We start from the raw sequence: 17,256 nt of genomic DNA on the forward strand, positions 1-17,256 counted from the left end.
TGGGCGCACCGTAATGTTCTGAAGCGTTAAACAGCGTCGATCTAGACCGGACGCAAAAGCACGTGTTTTTTCTTCCCGAGGGAGAGTTTCACTACGCCTTCCTCTGTGAGGTTGTCGATGGTCACGGCCTGTCGGTCATCGCTCACGGGCTGGTCGTTCAGACGCACGGCTCCGCCCTTTACGTGACGGCGAGCTTCGCCGTTGGACGCGGCCAATCCTGCCGTCACAAAGAGCGAGAGCACACCGATCCCATCCTCGAGGGCGGAGCGTTCCACTTCTATTGTGGGAAGCGTCTGCGCCAGCGCCCCTTCCTCGAACGTCTTGCGCGCGGTCTCCGCTGCTTCTTCAGCATCATCGCGGCCGTGAAGCATCGCTGTCACTTCGGTTGCCAGGATTTTCTTGGCTTCGTTGAGTTCGGCGCCCTGTAGCGCGCCGAGCCGCGCAATCTCGTCCAACGGCATGGTGGTGTAAAGTTTCAGGAAGCGCTCGACATCTGCATCCTCGGTGTTGCGCCAGTACTGCCAGAAATCATATGCACCCAGCATCTCCGGGTTGAGCCAGACGGCGCCCTCGGCACTCTTGCCCATCTTGGCGCCCGACGCGGTGGTCAGGAGCGGCGAGGTGAGGGCGTAGAGCTGCGGCGTGCCCATGCGGTGGCCGAGATCGATGCCGTTGATGATGTTGCCCCACTGATCGGAGCCACCCATCTGCAGGCGGCAACCGAGCCGCTTGTTCAGCTCCACATAGTCGTATGCCTGGAGGATCATGTAGTTGAATTCTAGGAAAGAGAGAGACTGTTCACGATCGAGGCGCAGTTTCACGGAATCGAATGACAGCATTCGGTTGACCGAGAAATGGCGGCCCACATCACGCAGGAACTCGACATAGTTAATGCCCAGAAGCCAGTCGGCGTTGTTGACCATCAGTGCGTCCTGTGGTCCCTCGCCGAAGGTGAGGTAGTTTGAAAACACCTTCTTGATGCCGGAAATGTTCTCGGCGATCGTCTCCGGCGTCATCAGCTTGCGCGCCTCGTCCTTGAAAGACGGGTCGCCGATCATGCCCGTGCCGCCGCCCATCAGTGCAATCGGGCGGTGCCCTGTCTGTTGCAGCCAGTGCAACATCATGATCTGGATAAGCCCGCCTGCATGCAGGCTGGGCGCCGTGGGGTCGAAGCCGATATAGGCCGTTACCGTCTCGTTCCGAAAGAGTTCATCGAGACCAGCATCGTCAGACGTCTGGTGAATGAACCCGCGTTCGCTGAGCGTGCGCAGGAAGTCGGATTTGAAGGCGGTCATGGTCTTTCAGGCTCTTTGATTTTGGCGGATGCGGCGATACAGCATGCCGTATCCGCAGAACGGTTTACTTCAGGCGTTTGGGGCGGGGCTCGGAAAGTTCACCGCGCAGTCGGCGGTCAAGATAATCCGAGCACTCGCCAATCAGTTCGTCGACGTGATCGGTGTAGAAGTGGTTCACGCCAGGCATGGTCTTCTGCGTAATGGTGATACCCTTTTGAGACTGCAGTTTGTCAACGAGGCCCTGAACGTCGGCAGGCGGTGCAACCTTGTCGGCGTCGCCATGAATGATCAGGCCCGAGGATGGGCAAGGCGCGAGGAAGGAGAAGTCGTACAGGTTTGGCTGCGGCGAGATGGACATGAAGCCTTCGATCTCGGGACGGCGCATCAGGAGCTGCATGCCGATCCAGGCACCGAAGGAGTAGCCCGCGATCCAGCAATTTTTCGAATCGGGATGCAGCGACTGAACCCAGTCGAGCGCCGCGGCTGCATCGGAGAGCTCCCCGGTGCCGTGATCGAATGCTCCCTGGCTGCGGCCGATGCCACGGAAGTTAAAACGCAGTGTGGTGAAACCCCGGCTTTGGAACATGTAGAAAAGATCGTAGACGATCTTGTTGTTCATCGTGCCGCCGAAATGCGGATGCGGATGCAGGATGAGCGCGATCGGAGCGTTCTTTTCCTTCGACGGCTGATATCGTCCTTCCAGACGTCCGGCAGGCCCGGCAAAAATGACCTCAGGCATGAGTACTCCACATTGGGCGCCGCAGCATTTCAGGTTCCACGGGGAACGATGCCCCTTAACCCTTGACGCGACGCCGACGCCTCCATAGAAGCTAGTTTAGAATTGTTCAAAATTGATGGCGCGTAAGCAACCATCATATCGGCAAGCCGGGTAAATAGGACGGCTCGCCCTGAAAATTCAAGGAAATTACGTCAAGGTGGGCAAGTTTGGCCTCAATGACGTGAAGCAGACAGCGGATTCGCGGAGAAAAGCGCAAGATCAATGTCGGCAACTCGAGCATATCTCGACTTCAATGCCAGTGCGCCGCTCACCGAGCGCGCAAGGGCGGCTGTGCTTGACGCGCTGTCCATGCCGGGGAATCCATCTTCCGTTCATACCGAGGGCAGGGAAGCCAGGCGCATACTGGAACAGGCTCGCACGCATGTGGCCCGTCTCGTTGGCGCGCGGGCGGAGGATGTTGTCTTTACCTCTGGCGCGACCGAGGCGGCAGCGATGCTTCTCACACCCTACTGGACCATGGGACGCGCACCACTCGGCTTTTCAAAGCTTTATGTCAGTGCTGCGGATCATCCGTGTTTTTTGAAGGGTGGCCGGTTTTCATGTAATCAAATCAAGATCATACCTGTTCAATCTGATGGATTGATAGATCTTGGCGCGTTGAACTCTCTGCTGGCTGGGCATGATCGCGATGCAGGTCTGCCGCTGGTTGCCGTACATGCGGTGAACAACGAAACGGGCGTCATTCAGCCTATTGAGGAAATCGGACGTCTGGCCAAGGCGAATGGCGCCACGACGATCTTTGATGCAGTACAGGCCGTGGGCCGTATTCCTCTGGATATTTCCGCCGGTTACGCTGATTATTTTATTTTATCGTCGCACAAGATCGGCGGTCCCAAGGGAGCGGGAGCAGTGGTCGGGAATGCCGACCTGATGATGCCGCGGGCGCTGATCGTCGGTGGCGGTCAGGAAAAAGGGCATCGGGCGGGAACCGAGAATCTCGCCGCCAATGCCGGTTTTGGCGCGGCTGCGGCGGAGGCTCTTGGAAACCTGGAGCGTGTCGATCTCATGGCCGAGATGCGGGATCGCTTCGAGAGCGCCGTTTTGAAACGTATACCGGATGCCGTGATTCACGGACGGGATGTAAATCGTGTTGCGAATACCAGTTTCTTTTCCATTCCCGGCATGAAAGCCGAAACAGCCCAGATAGCTTTTGATCTGGGCGGTGTGGCGCTTTCTGCGGGGTCTGCATGTTCATCCGGACGGGTTGGGCCAAGCCATGTCCTTGAAGCTATGGGGCTGGGGAACGAGGCAAGCGCGCTGAGGGTCTCCATTGGTCACTCGACCACTGAAGATGATCTGGCATTGTTTGACAGTGTTTTGGCCAATATCGCCACACGGAGGAAGAGCTCTCCGAAGGCCGGGATGAAAGCCGCGTGAAGCGGCAAAAGGAAAAATCGAGGGTGAAGAGAATAAAAATGGAGAAAAAGACACATATTTAATATGTGACCGGATGAAACGTCCGCTCCGAAGCACTACATCAGGTTTGCCACAAGGCAATCAGGGTGTGCAAATTTGAAGACGGCCGGGCCTTGACCCCGGCATGGATGGAGAACGCATATGCCTGCCGTGCAGGAGACGATTGATCAGGTCCGCATGATCGATGTGGACCAGTATAAATATGGTTTTGAGACGCTTATCGAAAGCGATCTGGCGCCCAAAGGCCTGAATGAAGACATCATCCGTTTCATTTCGGCCAAGAAGGAAGAGCCGGAATGGATGACGGAGTGGCGCCTGAACGCCTACAAGCGGTGGCAGGCCATGGTAGAGCCGAGCTGGGCGCGGGTCAGCTATCCGAAGATCGATTTTCAGGATCTGCACTACTATGCAGCGCCGAAAAATCAGACCGGCCCGAAGTCGCTGGACGAAGTCGATCCGGAGTTGCTCAAGACCTATGAAAAGCTTGGTATCCCCTTGAGGGAGCAGGAAATTCTCGCCGGCGTGCGCAAGCAGGGCGAGCCAAGCGAACTGGAAGAAAACCCGAGCGACAATGTCTATAGCTCCGGACGTGTGGCGGTTGATGCGGTGTTCGATTCCGTGTCGGTCGTGACCACGTTCAAGGAAGAGCTTGCCAAGGCCGGCGTGATTTTCTGCTCGATCTCCGAGGCGATCCGCGAGCATCCCGAGCTGATCCAGAAATATCTGGGCTCGGTCGTACCGGTATCGGACAATTACTATGCTGCGCTGAACTCTGCCGTCTTCACGGATGGTTCCTTCGTGTATGTGCCGAAGGGCGTACGCTGCCCGATGGAATTATCAACCTATTTCCGCATCAACGAGCGAAATACCGGTCAGTTCGAGCGTACGCTGATCATCGCGGAAGAGGGTGCATATGTGTCCTATCTGGAAGGCTGCACCGCGCCGCAGCGCGACGAGAACCAGTTGCACGCAGCCGTGGTCGAGCTCATTGCGCTGGACGATGCGGAGATCAAGTACTCCACGGTCCAGAACTGGTATCCGGGCGATTCCGAGGGCAAGGGCGGCATCTACAACTTCGTCACCAAGCGCGGCGACTGCAGGGGCAAAAACTCCAAGATCTCCTGGACCCAGGTCGAGACCGGTTCGGCGATTACCTGGAAATACCCGTCCTGCATCCTGCGTGGCGACAACAGCCGCGGCGAGTTCTACTCGATTGCCGTTTCCAACGGCCATCAACAGATAGATTCCGGCACCAAGATGCTGCATCTGGGCAAGAACACGTCGAGCCGCATCATCTCCAAGGGCATTTCCGCCGGCCATTCCCAGAACACCTATCGGGGACAGGTTTCGGCCCACCGCAAGGCGGCCAACGCCCGCAACTTCACCCAGTGCGACAGCCTGCTGATCGGCAATGACTGCGGCGCGCACACGGTGCCTTACATCGAGGCGAAGAACGCCACCGCGCAGTTCGAGCACGAGGCGACTACGTCGAAGATTTCCGAGGATCAGCTGTTCTACGTCATGCAGCGCGGCATTCCCGAGGAGGAGGCGATCGCGCTCATCGTCAACGGCTTCGTCAAGGACGTCATCCAGGAGTTGCCGATGGAGTTCGCCGTCGAGGCGCAGAAGCTCATCGGTATTTCGCTTGAAGGTTCGGTCGGCTGAGGCCGGCGCATTTGTTTGGAAAAAATCATGCTTGAGATCAAAAACCTGCACGCCCGCATCGCCGAGGATGGCACCGAGATCATCCGTGGCCTCAACCTGTCTGTGAAGGCCGGCGAAGTGGCCGCGATCATGGGGCCGAACGGCTCCGGCAAGTCGACGCTGTCTTACATCCTTGCCGGTCGTGACGATTACGAGGTGACCGAGGGCGAGATCCTCTACAATGGTGAGTCCATTCTGGAGATGGACCCGGCCGAGCGTGCTGCCGCCGGCATTTTTCTCGCTTTCCAGTACCCGCTCGAAATCCCGGGCGTTGCCACGATGGAGTTCCTCAAGACCGCCATCAATGCACAGCGCAAGGCGCGCGGCGAGGAAGAGCTGAAGATCCCTGAGATGCTGAAGCGGGTTCGTGCTGCCGCCGACGAGCTGGAGATGAGCATGGACATGCTCAAGCGTCCGCTCAACGTCGGCTTCTCCGGTGGCGAGAAGAAGCGGGCTGAAATCCTGCAGATGAAGCTTCTGGAGCCAAAACTCTGCGTTCTTGACGAGACCGATTCCGGCCTCGACATCGATGCGCTGAAGATTGTTGCCGATGGCGTAAACGCCCTGCGTTCGCCTGATCGCGCCGTGCTGGTGATCACCCATTACCAGCGCCTTCTCGACTACATCGTTCCGGACACGGTTCACGTTCTCTACCGCGGCCAGGTCATCAAGTCTGGCGACAAGGATCTGGCGCTGGAGCTGGAGAAGAACGGATATGCCGGCGTCATTGACGCAGCCGCTTGAGGTGATGAGATGAACCTTCATGCTCAAAACACGCTGACGGAGGCCGAGACGGCGCTGGTCAACGGCTATTCCAGCCGTTTTTCCGACCTGCCGGGTGATGCCGACGTCACCGTCCGTCGCGATGAGGCACTCGAGCTTCTCAAGCAGGGCCTGCCCACGCGCCGTGTCGAAGCCTGGCACTACACGGATCTGCGCCGGCTTCTTTCCGTGGTTCCGGATTTCAAGCCGGTCGCCAATGCCGAGGCCGTTGCGCCGCTGATCGAAAACGCGCTCATTCTGCCGGTGCTGAACGGCGCCTCACATGGTCGCCCGGCGGGACCCGAAGGGCTCACCGTTGCCACGCTCGCCGACAAGCTTCAGGAAGGCGCACTGTCTGCCGAATGGCTGACGCCCTCCGACCGATTCGATGCAGTCGGTGCGATCAATGCGGCCTTTGTTTCGGATGGCTACTGGCTCGACATTGCCGAAGGTGCTGAGCTCGATCGTCCTGTCGAGCTTCAGAATATCCATGCGGGCGGTCAGGTGCATGGCCGTTTCGTGGTCAACGCGGCAGCCGGCTCAAAGGCGACCATTATTGAGCGTCAGACCGGTGTTGGCGATGCGCTTGCTTCTTCCGTCACCCACCTGGATGTCGCCGATGGCGCGCATGTGTTCTGGATTCTGCTTCAGGAGCAGCCGGACGATGCGGCCTATCTTGGCCAGTTCACCGCTTCGTTGGGCAAGGATGCGAGCCTTACGCTCTTCATCCTCAACAGTGGCGGCAGGCTGGTTCGTCAGGAGGTCAAGGTTGCAGCGCGGGGCGAGGGCTCCGAGTTCAGGCTTCGCGGCGTGAACCTGCTTGGCGGTGAGACCCATTGCGATGTGACCATGGTGCTCGATCACCTGGCACCCGACACGGTTTCCACCGAGACCTTCCGCAATGTTGTCACGGGCAAGGCCAATGGCGTGTTCCAGGGCCAGATCCGCGTTGCGAAGGTCGCCCAGAAGACCGATGCCAAGATGGCCTGCAACACGCTGTTGCTGTCCGATGATGGCGGGTTCTCTTCCAAGCCGGAACTCGAGATCTTCGCCGACGATGTGGCGTGCGGCCACGGCGCGACAGTGACCGATATTGAGAAAGAGCATCTCTTCTACCTGATGGCGCGCGGCATCGACGAGAAAACCGCACGCGGTCTGCTGGTCAAGGCGTTCGTCGCCGAGGTGATCGAGGAGCTCGAGGACGAAACCGTGATCGAGGCGCTGGAGGCCCGGCTGGTCGACTGGTTCGCCGAGCACGGCTAATTCTAAACCACTCACGCCCGCCTTTCTGGAAGAAGGGCGGGCACGCGGGGTTCGAAATGGACCAGAAGGTCGAAACTATGCGTTATGACGTTGAGGCCGTTCGCCGGGATTTCCCCATCCTTGCGCGCGAGGTTTACGGCAAACCGCTCGTTTATCTCGACAACGGCGCATCGGCGCAGAAACCGCAGGCGGTCATCGATGCGATTACGCATGCCTACAGCAATGAATACGCCAATGTTCATCGCGGCCTGCACTTTCTCTCGAACGCTGCCACGGACGCCTATGAAAAGGCGCGTGAAACGGTTCGGCGCTTCCTGAATGCGGAGAGCACCGATCAGATCATTTTCACCAAGTCGGCCACCGAGGCGATCAACACCGTCGCCTACGGCCATGCGATGCCCAATATCGGCGAGGGCGATGAAATCGTTCTGTCGATCATGGAGCATCACTCCAATATCGTGCCATGGCATTTTTTGCGCGAGCGCCATGGCGCCAGGCTTTCCTGGATCCCGGTCGATGAGGAAGGCGCGCTCACGGTCGAGGCTTTCGAGAAGACGCTGACCGACCGCACGCGGCTTGTCGCGATCACGCATATGTCGAATGTTCTCGGCACGGTCACACCTCTCAAAGAGATCATCCAGATCGCGCATGAGCGTGGCATTCCGGTTCTCGTCGATGGCAGCCAGGGGGCCGTTCATCTCCCGGTCGACGTGCAGGCGCTCGATTGCGATTTCTATGTCTGCACCGGGCACAAGCTCTACGGTCCTTCGGGCATTGGCGTGCTCTACGGCAAGAAAGATCGCCTTGCGGCCATGCGGCCCTTCCAGGGCGGCGGAGAGATGATTGAGGATGTGACACTCGACAATGTCACTTACAATGATCCGCCGCACCGCTTCGAGGCGGGCACGCCGCCGATCGTGCAGGCCATCGGGCTTGGCGCGGCACTGGACTATATCGAAGGCATTGGCCGGGAGGCGATCGCAGCTTATGAGGCGGACCTTGTGCGCTACGCGCATGAGCAGCTTGGCCGCATCAACTCACTGCGTATTTTCGGCAATGCTCCGGGCAAAGGGGCTATAGTCTCTTTTGAGCTTCAGGGCATCCATGCGCACGACGTGTCAATGGTGATAGACCGGGCCGGCGTTGCCGTCAGAGCCGGGACGCATTGCGCGCAGCCGCTCTTGAAACATTTTGGCGTGACCTCCACATGCCGTGCATCGTTCGGCATGTACAACACACGCGAGGAGGTCGACGCCCTCGCTGAAGCGCTTGAGAAAGCGCGGCGTTTTTTCGGGTGAACAAGATGACTGAAACACCGCAGGATACCGAGCAGACGGCCGGGACCACGGCCCCGCAGGAAACGGAAGCCAGGACGTCGTCCATTCCGCAGGAAGAGCTTGCACGCCTGACAGATGACATCGTCAGCGCGCTGAAGACCGTCTACGACCCCGAAATCCCTGCCGACATCTATGAGCTCGGCCTGATCTACAAAGTCGATATCGAGGATGACCGCTCGGTAAAAATCGACATGACACTGACCGCTCCGGGCTGCCCGGTGGCCGGAGAAATGCCCGGCTGGGTCCAAAATGCCGTAAGCACGGTAGAAGGTGTCAGCGACGTTGAAGTGACGATGGTTTTCGATCCGCCCTGGACACCCGATCGCATGTCCGAGGAAGCCCAGTTCGCCGTTGGCTGGTACTGAGGTCTGCACTTGCAACGCTGCGCGTTCTTGCCCATCTTGAGAAGAGAACCTTTCCGCGAGCCTTTCACTCGCCGTGAATGGAGAATTTGATGAGCCGATTTCAAGTGATGACCATGACCGACGCGGCTGCTAGCCGCGTACGCGAGATCGTTGCCGTCCGTGAAGGCGCGATCGGTGTGCGCGTCGGCATCAAGAAGGGCGGCTGCGCGGGCATGGAATACACGGTGGACCTCGTCACCGAGGCGGACCCCAAGGATGACCATGTGGAACATGAGGGTGCGCATGTTTATGTCGCCCCGGAGGCTGCCCTTTTTCTGCTTGGCACCGAGCTTGACTTCGAGGTCACCAAGCTTCGCACCGGCTTCACGTTCAACAATCCCAACCAGACATCGGCCTGTGGTTGCGGCGAGTCCATCGAGTTGAAGCCTGCAGACCTGAAGGCGCTTGCCGAAGCGCGCGGTACTGCCTGACAGACTCTCTGTGGACGACGACGCCATACGTGATATGTTTGCGGGCCTTGGCCCGGTTACGATCCGACCCATGTTCGGCGGCAAGGGAATTTACCATCAGGGCATCGTCTTCGCATTGCAGGTCAATGGCGAGATATTGCTGAAGGCTGACGCCCAGACCGTCCCGATGTTCCTGACCAGTGGTTCCAGGCAATGGATACCTGTCGGCGGGAGAGGGCGCGGACCAGTCGCCATGCCTTACTGGTCGATCCCTGAGAGCGCGATTGATGATCCTGATGAAATGACGCTCTGGGCTCACCGCGCCTTCGAGGCGAGCGTGCGAAGCGGGAAAAAGTAGCTCGTCTCGTAAAAAAAAAGCCGCTGCAGGAAAATACCGGCAACGGCGTTGTTTATCGAATGATGCAGCTCTGATTCAGGTCTTCACCGGGATCTTCATGAAAGCGGGCACATCCTCACCGAAGCCGACTGTTGTGTCGTCCTCGCGTTGATGGCGACGCTGCTCTTTGGGCTGCTCCGGCTTGTCCTGTTTCGCCTTGCGTTCGGCGTTTTCGGATTTGATGTCGCGCTTGCGCGATTTCTTTCCGGAGGACTTTCTCTCGTCCCCTGCCGTATCGGCTTTCCCACTGCGCTTTGTTCCGCGGCCGCGCTTGTCGTCGTCGGCACTTTCGTCCGCGCGCAATGTGGACAAATCACCGTCCAGCCATTCGACTTCCTGGCCAATCAGTTTTTCGATTGAATCCATGTATTTGCGATCAGCCTTGGTGATCAGCGTGAAGGCAGCGCCCTCGCGGCCTGCACGACCGGTACGGCCGATCCGGTGCACATAGTCATCGGCGTGGGTGGGAATGTCGAAATTGAACACGTGGCTCACAGCGGGGATATCGAGTCCGCGCGCGGCAACGTCAGACGCGACGAGCAGCTTCAGATTGCCCTTGCGGAAGTTCTCCAGCATCGTCATTCGCGCACGCTGATCCATGTCTCCATGGAGCGCGCCGGCGTCATACTCGTGACGAACGAGAGAGCGGAAGAGCGTCGCCACTTCACTCTTGCGGTTGCAGAAGATGATCGCGTTCTTCAGCGTGTCGCCCTGAGAATCGATCAGCGACCGCAGGCGCTCGCGTTTCTCCCAGGGCTTCGCGCCGCATTTGACAAAACGCTGGGTGATGTTCGTGGCGGTGGTCGCCGGGCGCGAGACCTCGACACGCACCGGCGCCTGTAGAAACTGCTCGGTGAGCTTGGTGATCTCAGGCGGCATGGTGGCCGAGAAGAAGAGGGTCTGCCGTGTGAAGGGTATCAGCTTGCAGATGCGCTCGATGTCGGGGATGAAGCCCATGTCGAGCATACGGTCTGCCTCGTCGATAACAAGAATCTCGACACCCGTCAGAAGCAGTTTTCCGCGCTCGAAGTGATCAAGAAGGCGACCAGGTGTTGCGATCAGCACATCGGCGCCGCGCTCCAGCTTTTTCTCCTGCTCGTCGAATGAAACGCCACCGATCAGAAGCGCGATGTTGAGCCGGTGGTTTTTGCCATATTTGACAAAATTCTCCTCGACCTGCGCGGCGAGTTCCCGTGTCGGTTCCAGAATGAGTGTCCGGGGCATGCGTGCCCTGGCGCGTCCGCGCTCCAGTCGCGTAAGCATGGGCAGGACGAAGGATGCTGTCTTTCCGGTGCCCGTCTGAGCAATCCCCAGAACATCCTTGCCGCCCAGAGCATGCGGTATTGCGCCTGCCTGGATCGGTGTGGGTTGCGTGTAGCCCGCATCGGCCACGGCGGAGAGGACCTTCTGGGACAGACCCAGATCGGAAAATGTCAACGCTTCCTGAGCGGTGTCTTGTTCTTCTGCTGGCACGTTTCGGCTGTCTTTGTTTCTGCGGCGTAGTGCCGCCTTGTGAGGCCTTGGAACCTCGAATCCCTCGAGGGCGTACGGCTTGGAGCGTTCGATGTCAACAGATCACTTGCCGTAAAGTCAGCTATTGTTCAGTAACGGAACTGCTCGGAAAGGATGCGTTCGTTCCACGAATGGCTTTCGTCGAACAGCACGGTAACGGTTTCCTCGTGCGATTCGCGAACCATGACTGACACGACCGACTTGATCTCGGTATGGTCGGCGACCGCATTCACCGGCCGCTTTTCAGGCTCGAGAATGTCAAAACGCACGGTCGCCTGGTTGGAGAGCAGTGCGCCACGCCAGCGGCGCGGACGAAACGGACTGACCGGAGTGAGTGCAAGAAGCGGCGCATCAAGCGGAAGGATTGGGCCGTGCGCGGAAAGATTATAGGCTGTGGAGCCGGCGGGCGTTGCAACCATTACGCCGTCACATATCAGCTCTTCGAGGCGTACCTTGTCATCGATGGCAATCCGGATCTTGGCCGCCTGGTAAGACTGACGCAGAAGTGAAACCTCGTTGACGGCAACTGCCCTGACCTTGTTGCCATCGGCGTCCAGAGCCTCCATCTGGAGGGGGCGTACGGTTTCAGGAATTGCTGCGGCGACCCGCTCTCGTAAACCGTTCTCACGGTATTCGTTCATCAAAAAGCCGATCGAGCCGCGATTCATCCCATAGATGCGCTTTCCCGCTCCCATCGTTTCACGGAGTATATGCAGCATGAAGCCATCACCGCCGAGCGCCACGATGACGTCGGCGTCCTCGGGGCGTTCCTGGCCGTAGAGCGCTGACAACCGCTTCGCCGCTTCCCGGGCATTGTCGGTGTCGGCGGAAACGAAGGCGAGGGCCATTGGTTGTTGGGTCATGGCAATCGGACTGCCTTGGATTAGCGGCGGGCTGCTATCGGTTAGCACGTGAAGGTTCGCCTGCAAAGGCAATCGAACTCGCATTCATGTGGGGATCGTATATGGTCGATGCCAGTTTTGATTTTACTCTCGCGCACTTTGTGCTAACGGAGCGCCGGATGCCCTTGTAGCTCAGTTGGTAGAGCACCTGATTTGTAATCAGGGGGTCGGCGGTTCGAGTCCGTCCGGGGGCACCATCCTTTCCGTTGTCCGGCCCGGAGACATGGGTAACAGATCGTACCCAGGACATGGGTGACAACCTCGTGCCGAAAGCAGCGGTGCGCAGCAGAACGCCTAGAAGCAGGTCGCTTAGAATTCGTCGCAGCTCTCGCCGATCTGGGTCTGACGGCTTTCCTTTATCTTTGCTTCCCTGATGATAAACCGTTCGTTCGTGAGAACGGAGTTGCTGGGAAAATCATAGCAGACGGTGACGACTGCTTCATCGTTCGTTTCCTCGTCTACACGATAACGGATGCCGGAGCCGTTACCAGTGGCTTCCTCCCACGCGTCGATGGATTCGAGAAATTCTTCCTTTGTCTGTTCAATTCCGATGTCGTTGAGAATGATCAGAGCATCATCGGACAACAGGTCGGAGAGCGCCTGCTGGTCCGCGGTGCGCAGGGCATCGAACCAACCTGCCAGGACCTTGTTCTCCTCACCCAGGGATTGGGAGACGGTCAAGGCCATGGCGGCAATGATCAACTGTAAGCGGTGCAGCCTCATTGGCATCCCCAGTCCCGTACGATTGTGTTCTGTCAACGCCGCCATTCTATCGGCAACGGGGCAATACGGAAATCCCGCACCGATGCCAGGGTTTCATCCGCCTGAAATGATGTTCAGATGCCTGCAGGCAGCGTAGAGTGAGACCGCGGCCGCATTCGACACATTCAACGATCTGATGGCTCCAGGCATGTCCAGGCGCGCCAGGGCGGAGACGGTTTCACGGGTTTTTTGCCGAAGGCCTTTTCCTTCTGCCCCCAGCACCAGAGCGATCCGGTCCGCCTGGAACGTGTTTTCCAGCGGCTCGGGGCCTTCGGAATCGAGCCCAATTGTCTGAAATCCGGCCTGGGAAAGCTCCTCGAGTGCCTCGGCGAGATTGCGGACCGTCAGATGGTCGATATGTTCGAGCGCGCCGGAGGCTGCCTTGGCAAGAACGCCGGATTCGGCCGGGCTGTGGCGCGCAGTCGTCACCAGGGCGTTCACGCCGAAAGCCACGGCAGAACGCATGATGGCGCCGACATTGTGCGGATCCGTGACCTGATCAAGCACGAGGACGAGAGCGGCCCCGTCCAGATCCCGAAGCGGCTTGTGGCTCAGAGGCTCGGCTTCCAGGAGCACCCCCTGATGGACCGCATCAGGCCCGACAAGCCGGTCAATCTCGCGCGGTTCGACCGTTTCGACCGGAAAGGGCAGGGACGTCAGGTCATTCAGTTCCAGACGCGCGGAAGCGTTTCGGGTGACATAGAGGCGCCTGATTCGACGTTGCGGGTTTTCGAGAGCTGCGCGAACGGTATGGAGGCCGTAGAGGCGGACAATGCCATCGTCGGTATTGATGTCGGCGTGAACAGGGGCTTTTCCTCCGCGCTTCTGCGCGGCGCGCTCTCTGTGCGCGCGCCGCAGGCGGGCATAATGGCTGTCTTTCGGGGTTCTGGAATTTTGATCGTCGCTCATGGCGTTTCTATAGTCCGGCGGCGGCATTCTGGAAACCGGATTTACAGGATGAAAGTTTTTCGACGAAGAATTGCGACAGGCGGTTGACACCGGTGAGCGGCCTCGTCATAAGGCGCATCGCGGAACGGAGCAGGGCGATTTGCCTTTCGAAATTCCGCCACGTCGCTGAAGCTCCGACGGAAACGGAGGGGTGTCCGAGTGGTTAAAGGAGACGGACTGTAAATCCGTTCGCTATGCGTACGCTGGTTCGAATCCAGCCCCCTCCACCACCGTCGATCAGAGCCAGCGAAGCGAACCCGGCGGGTATAGCTCAATGGTAGAGCAGCAGCCTTCCAAGCTGAATATGCGGGTTCGATTCCCGCTACCCGCTCCAGCTTACTCCGTGTTTTCGACTTCGTTTGAACGTCTTTGCGTTGCCTGTCTCTCTTGGCATCGGCGAGAATGTTCAGCCGCAGCGGGTGGCTTCGTGGCGTTTGCGCAGCCAAAAGGCGCGCGATGACCCCTGAGATGGTAAAGGGGCTTGTAATTTATCGACTTTGTCGGTAATCGCCCCGCATCTAAAACCCAAACGCATCCACGGCGCCAAAGGAAGTTGCAATGGCCAAAGGTAAATTTGAGCGTACGAAGCCGCATGTGAACATCGGCACGATTGGTCACGTTGACCACGGCAAGACGTCATTGACGGCAGCGATCACGAAGTATTTCGGCGAGTTCCGCGCCTATGACCAGATTGATGGCGCACCGGAAGAGAAGGCGCGCGGGATCACGATTTCGACGGCGCATGTGGAGTATGAGACGGATGCGCGTCACTACGCGCACGTGGACTGCCCCGGCCACGCCGACTATGTGAAGAACATGATCACGGGTGCGGCTCAGATGGACGGCGCGATCCTGGTTGTTTCGGCTGCCGATGGCCCGATGCCGCAGACGCGCGAGCACATTCTTCTTGCCCGCCAGGTTGGCGTTCCGGCGATCGTGGTTTTCCTGAACAAGGTGGACCAGGTTGACGATGAAGAGCTTCTGGAGCTTGTTGAGCTTGAGGTTCGCGAGCTTCTTTCGTCCTACGATTTCCCGGGCGACGACATTCCGATCGTGAAGGGTTCGGCGCTTGCTGCTCTTGAAGACTCCAACAAGGAGATCGGCGAGGACGCGATCCGCAAGCTGATGGCCGAGGTTGACGCCTACATTCCGACGCCCGAGCGTCCGGTTGACCAGCCGTTCCTGATGCCGATCGAGGACGTGTTCTCGATTTCGGGCCGCGGCACGGTTGTTACGGGTCGCGTCGAGCGCGGCATCATCAAGGTCGGCGAGGAAATCGAGATCGTCGGCATCCGTCCGACGACGAAGACGACCTGCACGGGCGTTGAGATGTTCCGCAAGCTTCTCGACCAGGGTCAGGCCGGCGACAACATCGGTGCGCTTCTGCGCGGTGTCGAGCGTGAGGGCGTTGAGCGCGGTCAGGTTCTGGCCAAGCCCGGTTCGGTGACGCCGCACACGAAGTTCAAGGCAGAAGCCTACATCCTGACGAAGGAAGAGGGCGGCCGTCATACGCCGTTCTTCACGAACTACCGCCCGCAGTTCTACTTCCGTACGACGGACGTGACGGGCATCGTTCACCTTCCGGAAGGCACGGAAATGGTGATGCCGGGCGACAATGTGACGGTCGACGTCGAGCTGATCGTGCCGATCGCCATGGAAGAGAAGCTGCGCTTCGCTATCCGTGAAGGCGGCCGCACCGTCGGTGCCGGCATCGTCGCATCGATCACTGAGTGATCAGGCAGGAGCCATTGTCACAAATGACGATGGCGACACCTATGATTTTCAGGCGGGGCGCTGGATACAGCGCCCCGTTTTTTGTGCCTGAAGGGTGAGGGGACTGAAGGGTGAGGGACAATGGCGAGAGTGCTTCTTGGCCTGTTGATCGTTTTCGTGTTTGCGGGCCTGCCGCAGGTATCGGCGGCGCGAAACTGTCCCGAACGCCCGCCGTGCAAAGGGTGCGGCTGTAAGGGCGGTCCCGGATATCGCGCACCGGATGGGAAGTGCGTCAGTTTCAAAAATCTCCACCGCAAATGCGGCACGCCGCCTGAAAAACGCTGTATCTTTGAAAACGCCCCAGGCACGGGAGCGAACAAAAGCTGCGCGTTGAAAAGTCCGCGAAAAAAGTGAGGTTTTCGGCGAATGAAGGCAAACTACTTCTTGAACTGAAAATGCGTTTGGGCAATAAGGGCGCCGATAGGGGTATAGCTCAGTTGGTAGAGCGGCGGTCTCCAAAACCGCAGGTCGGGGGTTCGAGCCCCTCTGCCCCTGCCAGGACATCGCATTGAAGAACCGGACCGGATCGCCTTTTGGGCGGCTTGCAGCCACAATCTCCAGTGGGGGCTTGCAAGAATCGGACTTCGGTTCTATGTAGGTCAAACAGACACGCGGTGCGTGGAGCCGGGAAAGCGGCTTTACGCGCCTTTGTCGTATGGGTGGAATATGAGAATCGATTCGGTTTTTATGTTTCTTCCGCGGCTTTTGGGGCGGCTTTGTCAGCCCCTTGCATCTCTCCCGATCCGATCGGGGACAATAAATAACCTGGCTTGCCAGGCTTCAGAACCAAGAGCGGCATATGGCGTCGAAAACCACGAATCCTTTCACGTTTCTTCAGCAGGTTCGGTCCGAAACCGCGAAAGTAACGTGGCCCTCGCGGCGTGAGACACTGATCTCTACAGTGATGGTCATCGCATTCGCCACACTGGCGGCGATTTTCTTCTTCGCTGCCGACCAGCTCATGGCCTACGGTATCGAGCTCATCCTTGGCATTGGCGCCTGACACTGGACGATTGACGGAGTGCGATTGAAATGACTGCGCGTTGGTACATCGTCCACGCCTATTCCAACTTTGAGAAGAAGGTTGCCGAATCCATTGAGGAGCAGGCCCGCCAGAAAGGGCTGACCGGCAAGATCGAGCAGGTTGTCGTTCCGACCGAGAAGGTGGTGGAAGTGCGCCGTGGCCGCAAGGTCGATGCCGAGCGCAAGTTTTTCCCCGGCTATGTTCTCGTCAAGGCGCAGCTCACCGATGCCGTCTTCTCGATGATCAAGAACACGCCGAAAGTGACCGGCTTTCTTGGCGATTCCAAGCCGGTGCCGATCACCGAGGCGGAGGCCGAGCGCATCCTGACCCAGGTTCAGGAGGGTGTTGAACGCCCCAAGCCCTCGGTCACCTTCGAAATCGGCGAACAGGTGCGTGTGGCCGACGGCCCCTTTGCTTCGTTCAACGGTTCCGTTCAGGAAGTGGACGAGGAGCGCTCGCGACTCAAGGTCGAGGTTTCGATTTTTGGACGGGCCGTGCCCGTCGATCTGGAATTCGGTCAGGTCGAAAAGGGCTGACCGTGTTGCCCT

The 17,256-nt window shown here is 58.7% G+C and carries 17 protein-coding genes and 4 tRNA genes; 15 read left to right on the top strand and 6 right to left on the bottom strand.

Annotated elements, in window-relative coordinates; genetic code table 11:
- Nucleotides 1–41 precede the first annotated feature (41 nt).
- The gene (gene tyrS / locus P2W41_RS09590; protein ID WP_292895813.1) at nt 42–1,295 is read right to left on the bottom strand and encodes a tyrosine--tRNA ligase; all 1,254 of its coding nucleotides are present in this window, start codon (nt 1,293–1,295) and stop codon (nt 42–44) included.
- A gap of 64 nt (nt 1,296–1,359) precedes the next feature.
- A complete protein-coding gene (locus P2W41_RS09595; RefSeq protein ID WP_223004011.1) occupies nt 1,360–2,034 on the bottom strand; it encodes an alpha/beta hydrolase in 675 nt (224 codons plus the stop codon).
- A gap of 261 nt (nt 2,035–2,295) precedes the next feature.
- Between P2W41_RS09595 and P2W41_RS09600 the strand changes: the two genes are divergently transcribed.
- The 8 genes from P2W41_RS09600 (at nt 2,296) to P2W41_RS09635 (ending at nt 9,748) form a co-directional block, all read left to right on the top strand.
- Entirely contained in the window at nt 2,296–3,471 is a 1,176-nt protein-coding gene (locus P2W41_RS09600; protein ID WP_292895811.1) for a cysteine desulfurase family protein, read from the top strand.
- A gap of 180 nt (nt 3,472–3,651) precedes the next feature.
- Entirely contained in the window at nt 3,652–5,175 is a 1,524-nt protein-coding gene (gene sufB, locus P2W41_RS09605) for a Fe-S cluster assembly protein SufB (protein WP_292895809.1), read from the top strand.
- A gap of 27 nt (nt 5,176–5,202) precedes the next feature.
- Nucleotides 5,203–5,958 carry a Fe-S cluster assembly ATPase SufC gene (gene sufC / locus P2W41_RS09610; protein ID WP_292895808.1) on the top strand — a complete coding sequence of 252 codons (756 nt, stop codon included), beginning with the start codon at nt 5,203–5,205 and terminating at the stop codon, nt 5,956–5,958.
- A 9-nt stretch (nt 5,959–5,967) separates the two neighbouring features.
- Nucleotides 5,968–7,239 (top strand): Fe-S cluster assembly protein SufD, encoded by a 1,272-nt coding sequence (gene sufD, locus P2W41_RS09615; protein WP_404933029.1) that lies wholly within the window; start codon nt 5,968–5,970, stop codon nt 7,237–7,239.
- A gap of 56 nt (nt 7,240–7,295) precedes the next feature.
- Nucleotides 7,296–8,537: a cysteine desulfurase gene (locus tag P2W41_RS09620; RefSeq protein WP_292895804.1), complete on the top strand. Its 1,242-nt coding sequence runs from the start codon at nt 7,296–7,298 to the stop codon at nt 8,535–8,537.
- Between the two features lie 5 nt (nt 8,538–8,542).
- Nucleotides 8,543–8,941, top strand: coding sequence for an SUF system Fe-S cluster assembly protein (locus tag P2W41_RS09625; protein WP_404933030.1), 399 nt, complete (start codon nt 8,543–8,545; stop codon nt 8,939–8,941).
- 89 nt (nt 8,942–9,030) lie between these two features.
- Nucleotides 9,031–9,411, top strand: coding sequence for a Fe-S cluster assembly scaffold SufA (gene sufA, locus P2W41_RS09630; protein ID WP_292895800.1), 381 nt, complete (start codon nt 9,031–9,033; stop codon nt 9,409–9,411).
- A gap of 70 nt (nt 9,412–9,481) precedes the next feature.
- On the top strand, nt 9,482–9,748 hold the full coding sequence (locus tag P2W41_RS09635) for a TfoX/Sxy family protein (RefSeq protein WP_404933031.1): 267 nt from the start codon (nt 9,482–9,484) through the stop codon (nt 9,746–9,748).
- A 75-nt stretch (nt 9,749–9,823) separates the two neighbouring features.
- Here the strand turns inward: P2W41_RS09635 and P2W41_RS09640 are convergent, their stop codons facing one another.
- Both P2W41_RS09640 and P2W41_RS09645 read right to left on the bottom strand, forming a co-directional pair.
- Nucleotides 9,824–11,224 (bottom strand): DEAD/DEAH box helicase, encoded by a 1,401-nt coding sequence (locus P2W41_RS09640; protein ID WP_404934957.1) that lies wholly within the window; start codon nt 11,222–11,224, stop codon nt 9,824–9,826.
- A gap of 164 nt (nt 11,225–11,388) precedes the next feature.
- Nucleotides 11,389–12,162, bottom strand: a complete 774-nt coding sequence (locus tag P2W41_RS09645; protein WP_292895796.1) for an NAD kinase — start codon at nt 12,160–12,162, stop codon at nt 11,389–11,391.
- 160 nt (nt 12,163–12,322) lie between these two features.
- Here P2W41_RS09645 and P2W41_RS09650 point away from each other — a divergent pair.
- A tRNA-Thr gene (locus P2W41_RS09650) sits at nt 12,323–12,398 on the top strand.
- A 112-nt stretch (nt 12,399–12,510) separates the two neighbouring features.
- Here the strand turns inward: P2W41_RS09650 and P2W41_RS09655 are convergent.
- Nucleotides 12,511–12,969 (bottom strand): nuclear transport factor 2 family protein, encoded by a 459-nt coding sequence (locus P2W41_RS09655; protein ID WP_404933032.1) that lies wholly within the window; start codon nt 12,967–12,969, stop codon nt 12,511–12,513.
- Between the two features lie 48 nt (nt 12,970–13,017).
- Nucleotides 13,018–13,872, bottom strand: coding sequence for an RNA methyltransferase (locus P2W41_RS09660; protein ID WP_292895792.1), 855 nt, complete (start codon nt 13,870–13,872; stop codon nt 13,018–13,020).
- A gap of 184 nt (nt 13,873–14,056) precedes the next feature.
- On the opposite strand from P2W41_RS09660, the gene P2W41_RS09665 reads away from it, so the two are divergent.
- The 6 genes from P2W41_RS09665 (at nt 14,057) to nusG (ending at nt 17,244) form a co-directional block, all read left to right on the top strand.
- Nucleotides 14,057–14,141: transfer RNA gene (locus tag P2W41_RS09665), tRNA-Tyr, on the top strand.
- A 30-nt stretch (nt 14,142–14,171) separates the two neighbouring features.
- A tRNA-Gly gene (locus P2W41_RS09670) sits at nt 14,172–14,245 on the top strand.
- 224 nt (nt 14,246–14,469) lie between these two features.
- A complete protein-coding gene (tuf, locus tag P2W41_RS09675) occupies nt 14,470–15,645 on the top strand; it encodes an elongation factor Tu (RefSeq protein ID WP_292895767.1) in 1,176 nt (391 codons plus the stop codon).
- Nucleotides 15,646–16,106: 461 nt separating this feature from the next.
- Nucleotides 16,107–16,182 (top strand) — tRNA-Trp (locus P2W41_RS09680).
- Between the two features lie 301 nt (nt 16,183–16,483).
- Complete coding sequence (secE, locus tag P2W41_RS09685) at nt 16,484–16,687, top strand: preprotein translocase subunit SecE (RefSeq protein ID WP_007010606.1); 204 nt, start codon at nt 16,484–16,486, stop codon at nt 16,685–16,687.
- Nucleotides 16,688–16,716: 29 nt separating this feature from the next.
- Nucleotides 16,717–17,244: a transcription termination/antitermination protein NusG gene (gene nusG / locus P2W41_RS09690; protein ID WP_229450902.1), complete on the top strand. Its 528-nt coding sequence runs from the start codon at nt 16,717–16,719 to the stop codon at nt 17,242–17,244.
- Nucleotides 17,245–17,256: the final 12 nt, after the last annotated feature.

This window comes from Nitratireductor sp. L15S-10 (assembly GCF_045011005.1).
Taxonomy (GTDB): domain Bacteria; phylum Pseudomonadota; class Alphaproteobacteria; order Rhizobiales; family Rhizobiaceae; genus Nitratireductor.

Coding starts and splice junctions, on each gene's coding strand:
- tyrS (WP_292895813.1), bottom strand. CDS start 1,295: ATGACCGCCTTCAAATCCGACTTCCTGCGCACGCTCAGCGAACGCGGG.
- P2W41_RS09595 (WP_223004011.1), bottom strand. CDS start 2,034: ATGCCTGAGGTCATTTTTGCCGGGCCTGCCGGACGTCTGGAAGGACGA.
- sufB (WP_292895809.1), top strand. CDS start 3,652: ATGCCTGCCGTGCAGGAGACGATTGATCAGGTCCGCATGATCGATGTG.
- P2W41_RS09645 (WP_292895796.1), bottom strand. CDS start 12,162: ATGACCCAACAACCAATGGCCCTCGCCTTCGTTTCCGCCGACACCGAC.
- P2W41_RS09660 (WP_292895792.1), bottom strand. CDS start 13,872: ATGAGCGACGATCAAAATTCCAGAACCCCGAAAGACAGCCATTATGCC.
- P2W41_RS09625 (WP_404933030.1), top strand. CDS start 8,543: ATGACTGAAACACCGCAGGATACCGAGCAGACGGCCGGGACCACGGCC.
- P2W41_RS09600 (WP_292895811.1), top strand. CDS start 2,296: ATGTCGGCAACTCGAGCATATCTCGACTTCAATGCCAGTGCGCCGCTC.
- P2W41_RS09635 (WP_404933031.1), top strand. CDS start 9,482: ATGTTCGGCGGCAAGGGAATTTACCATCAGGGCATCGTCTTCGCATTG.
- sufD (WP_404933029.1), top strand. CDS start 5,968: ATGAACCTTCATGCTCAAAACACGCTGACGGAGGCCGAGACGGCGCTG.
- secE (WP_007010606.1), top strand. CDS start 16,484: ATGGCGTCGAAAACCACGAATCCTTTCACGTTTCTTCAGCAGGTTCGG.
- P2W41_RS09655 (WP_404933032.1), bottom strand. CDS start 12,969: ATGGCGGCGTTGACAGAACACAATCGTACGGGACTGGGGATGCCAATG.
- nusG (WP_229450902.1), top strand. CDS start 16,717: ATGACTGCGCGTTGGTACATCGTCCACGCCTATTCCAACTTTGAGAAG.
- P2W41_RS09620 (WP_292895804.1), top strand. CDS start 7,296: ATGGACCAGAAGGTCGAAACTATGCGTTATGACGTTGAGGCCGTTCGC.
- sufA (WP_292895800.1), top strand. CDS start 9,031: ATGAGCCGATTTCAAGTGATGACCATGACCGACGCGGCTGCTAGCCGC.
- tuf (WP_292895767.1), top strand. CDS start 14,470: ATGGCCAAAGGTAAATTTGAGCGTACGAAGCCGCATGTGAACATCGGC.
- sufC (WP_292895808.1), top strand. CDS start 5,203: ATGCTTGAGATCAAAAACCTGCACGCCCGCATCGCCGAGGATGGCACC.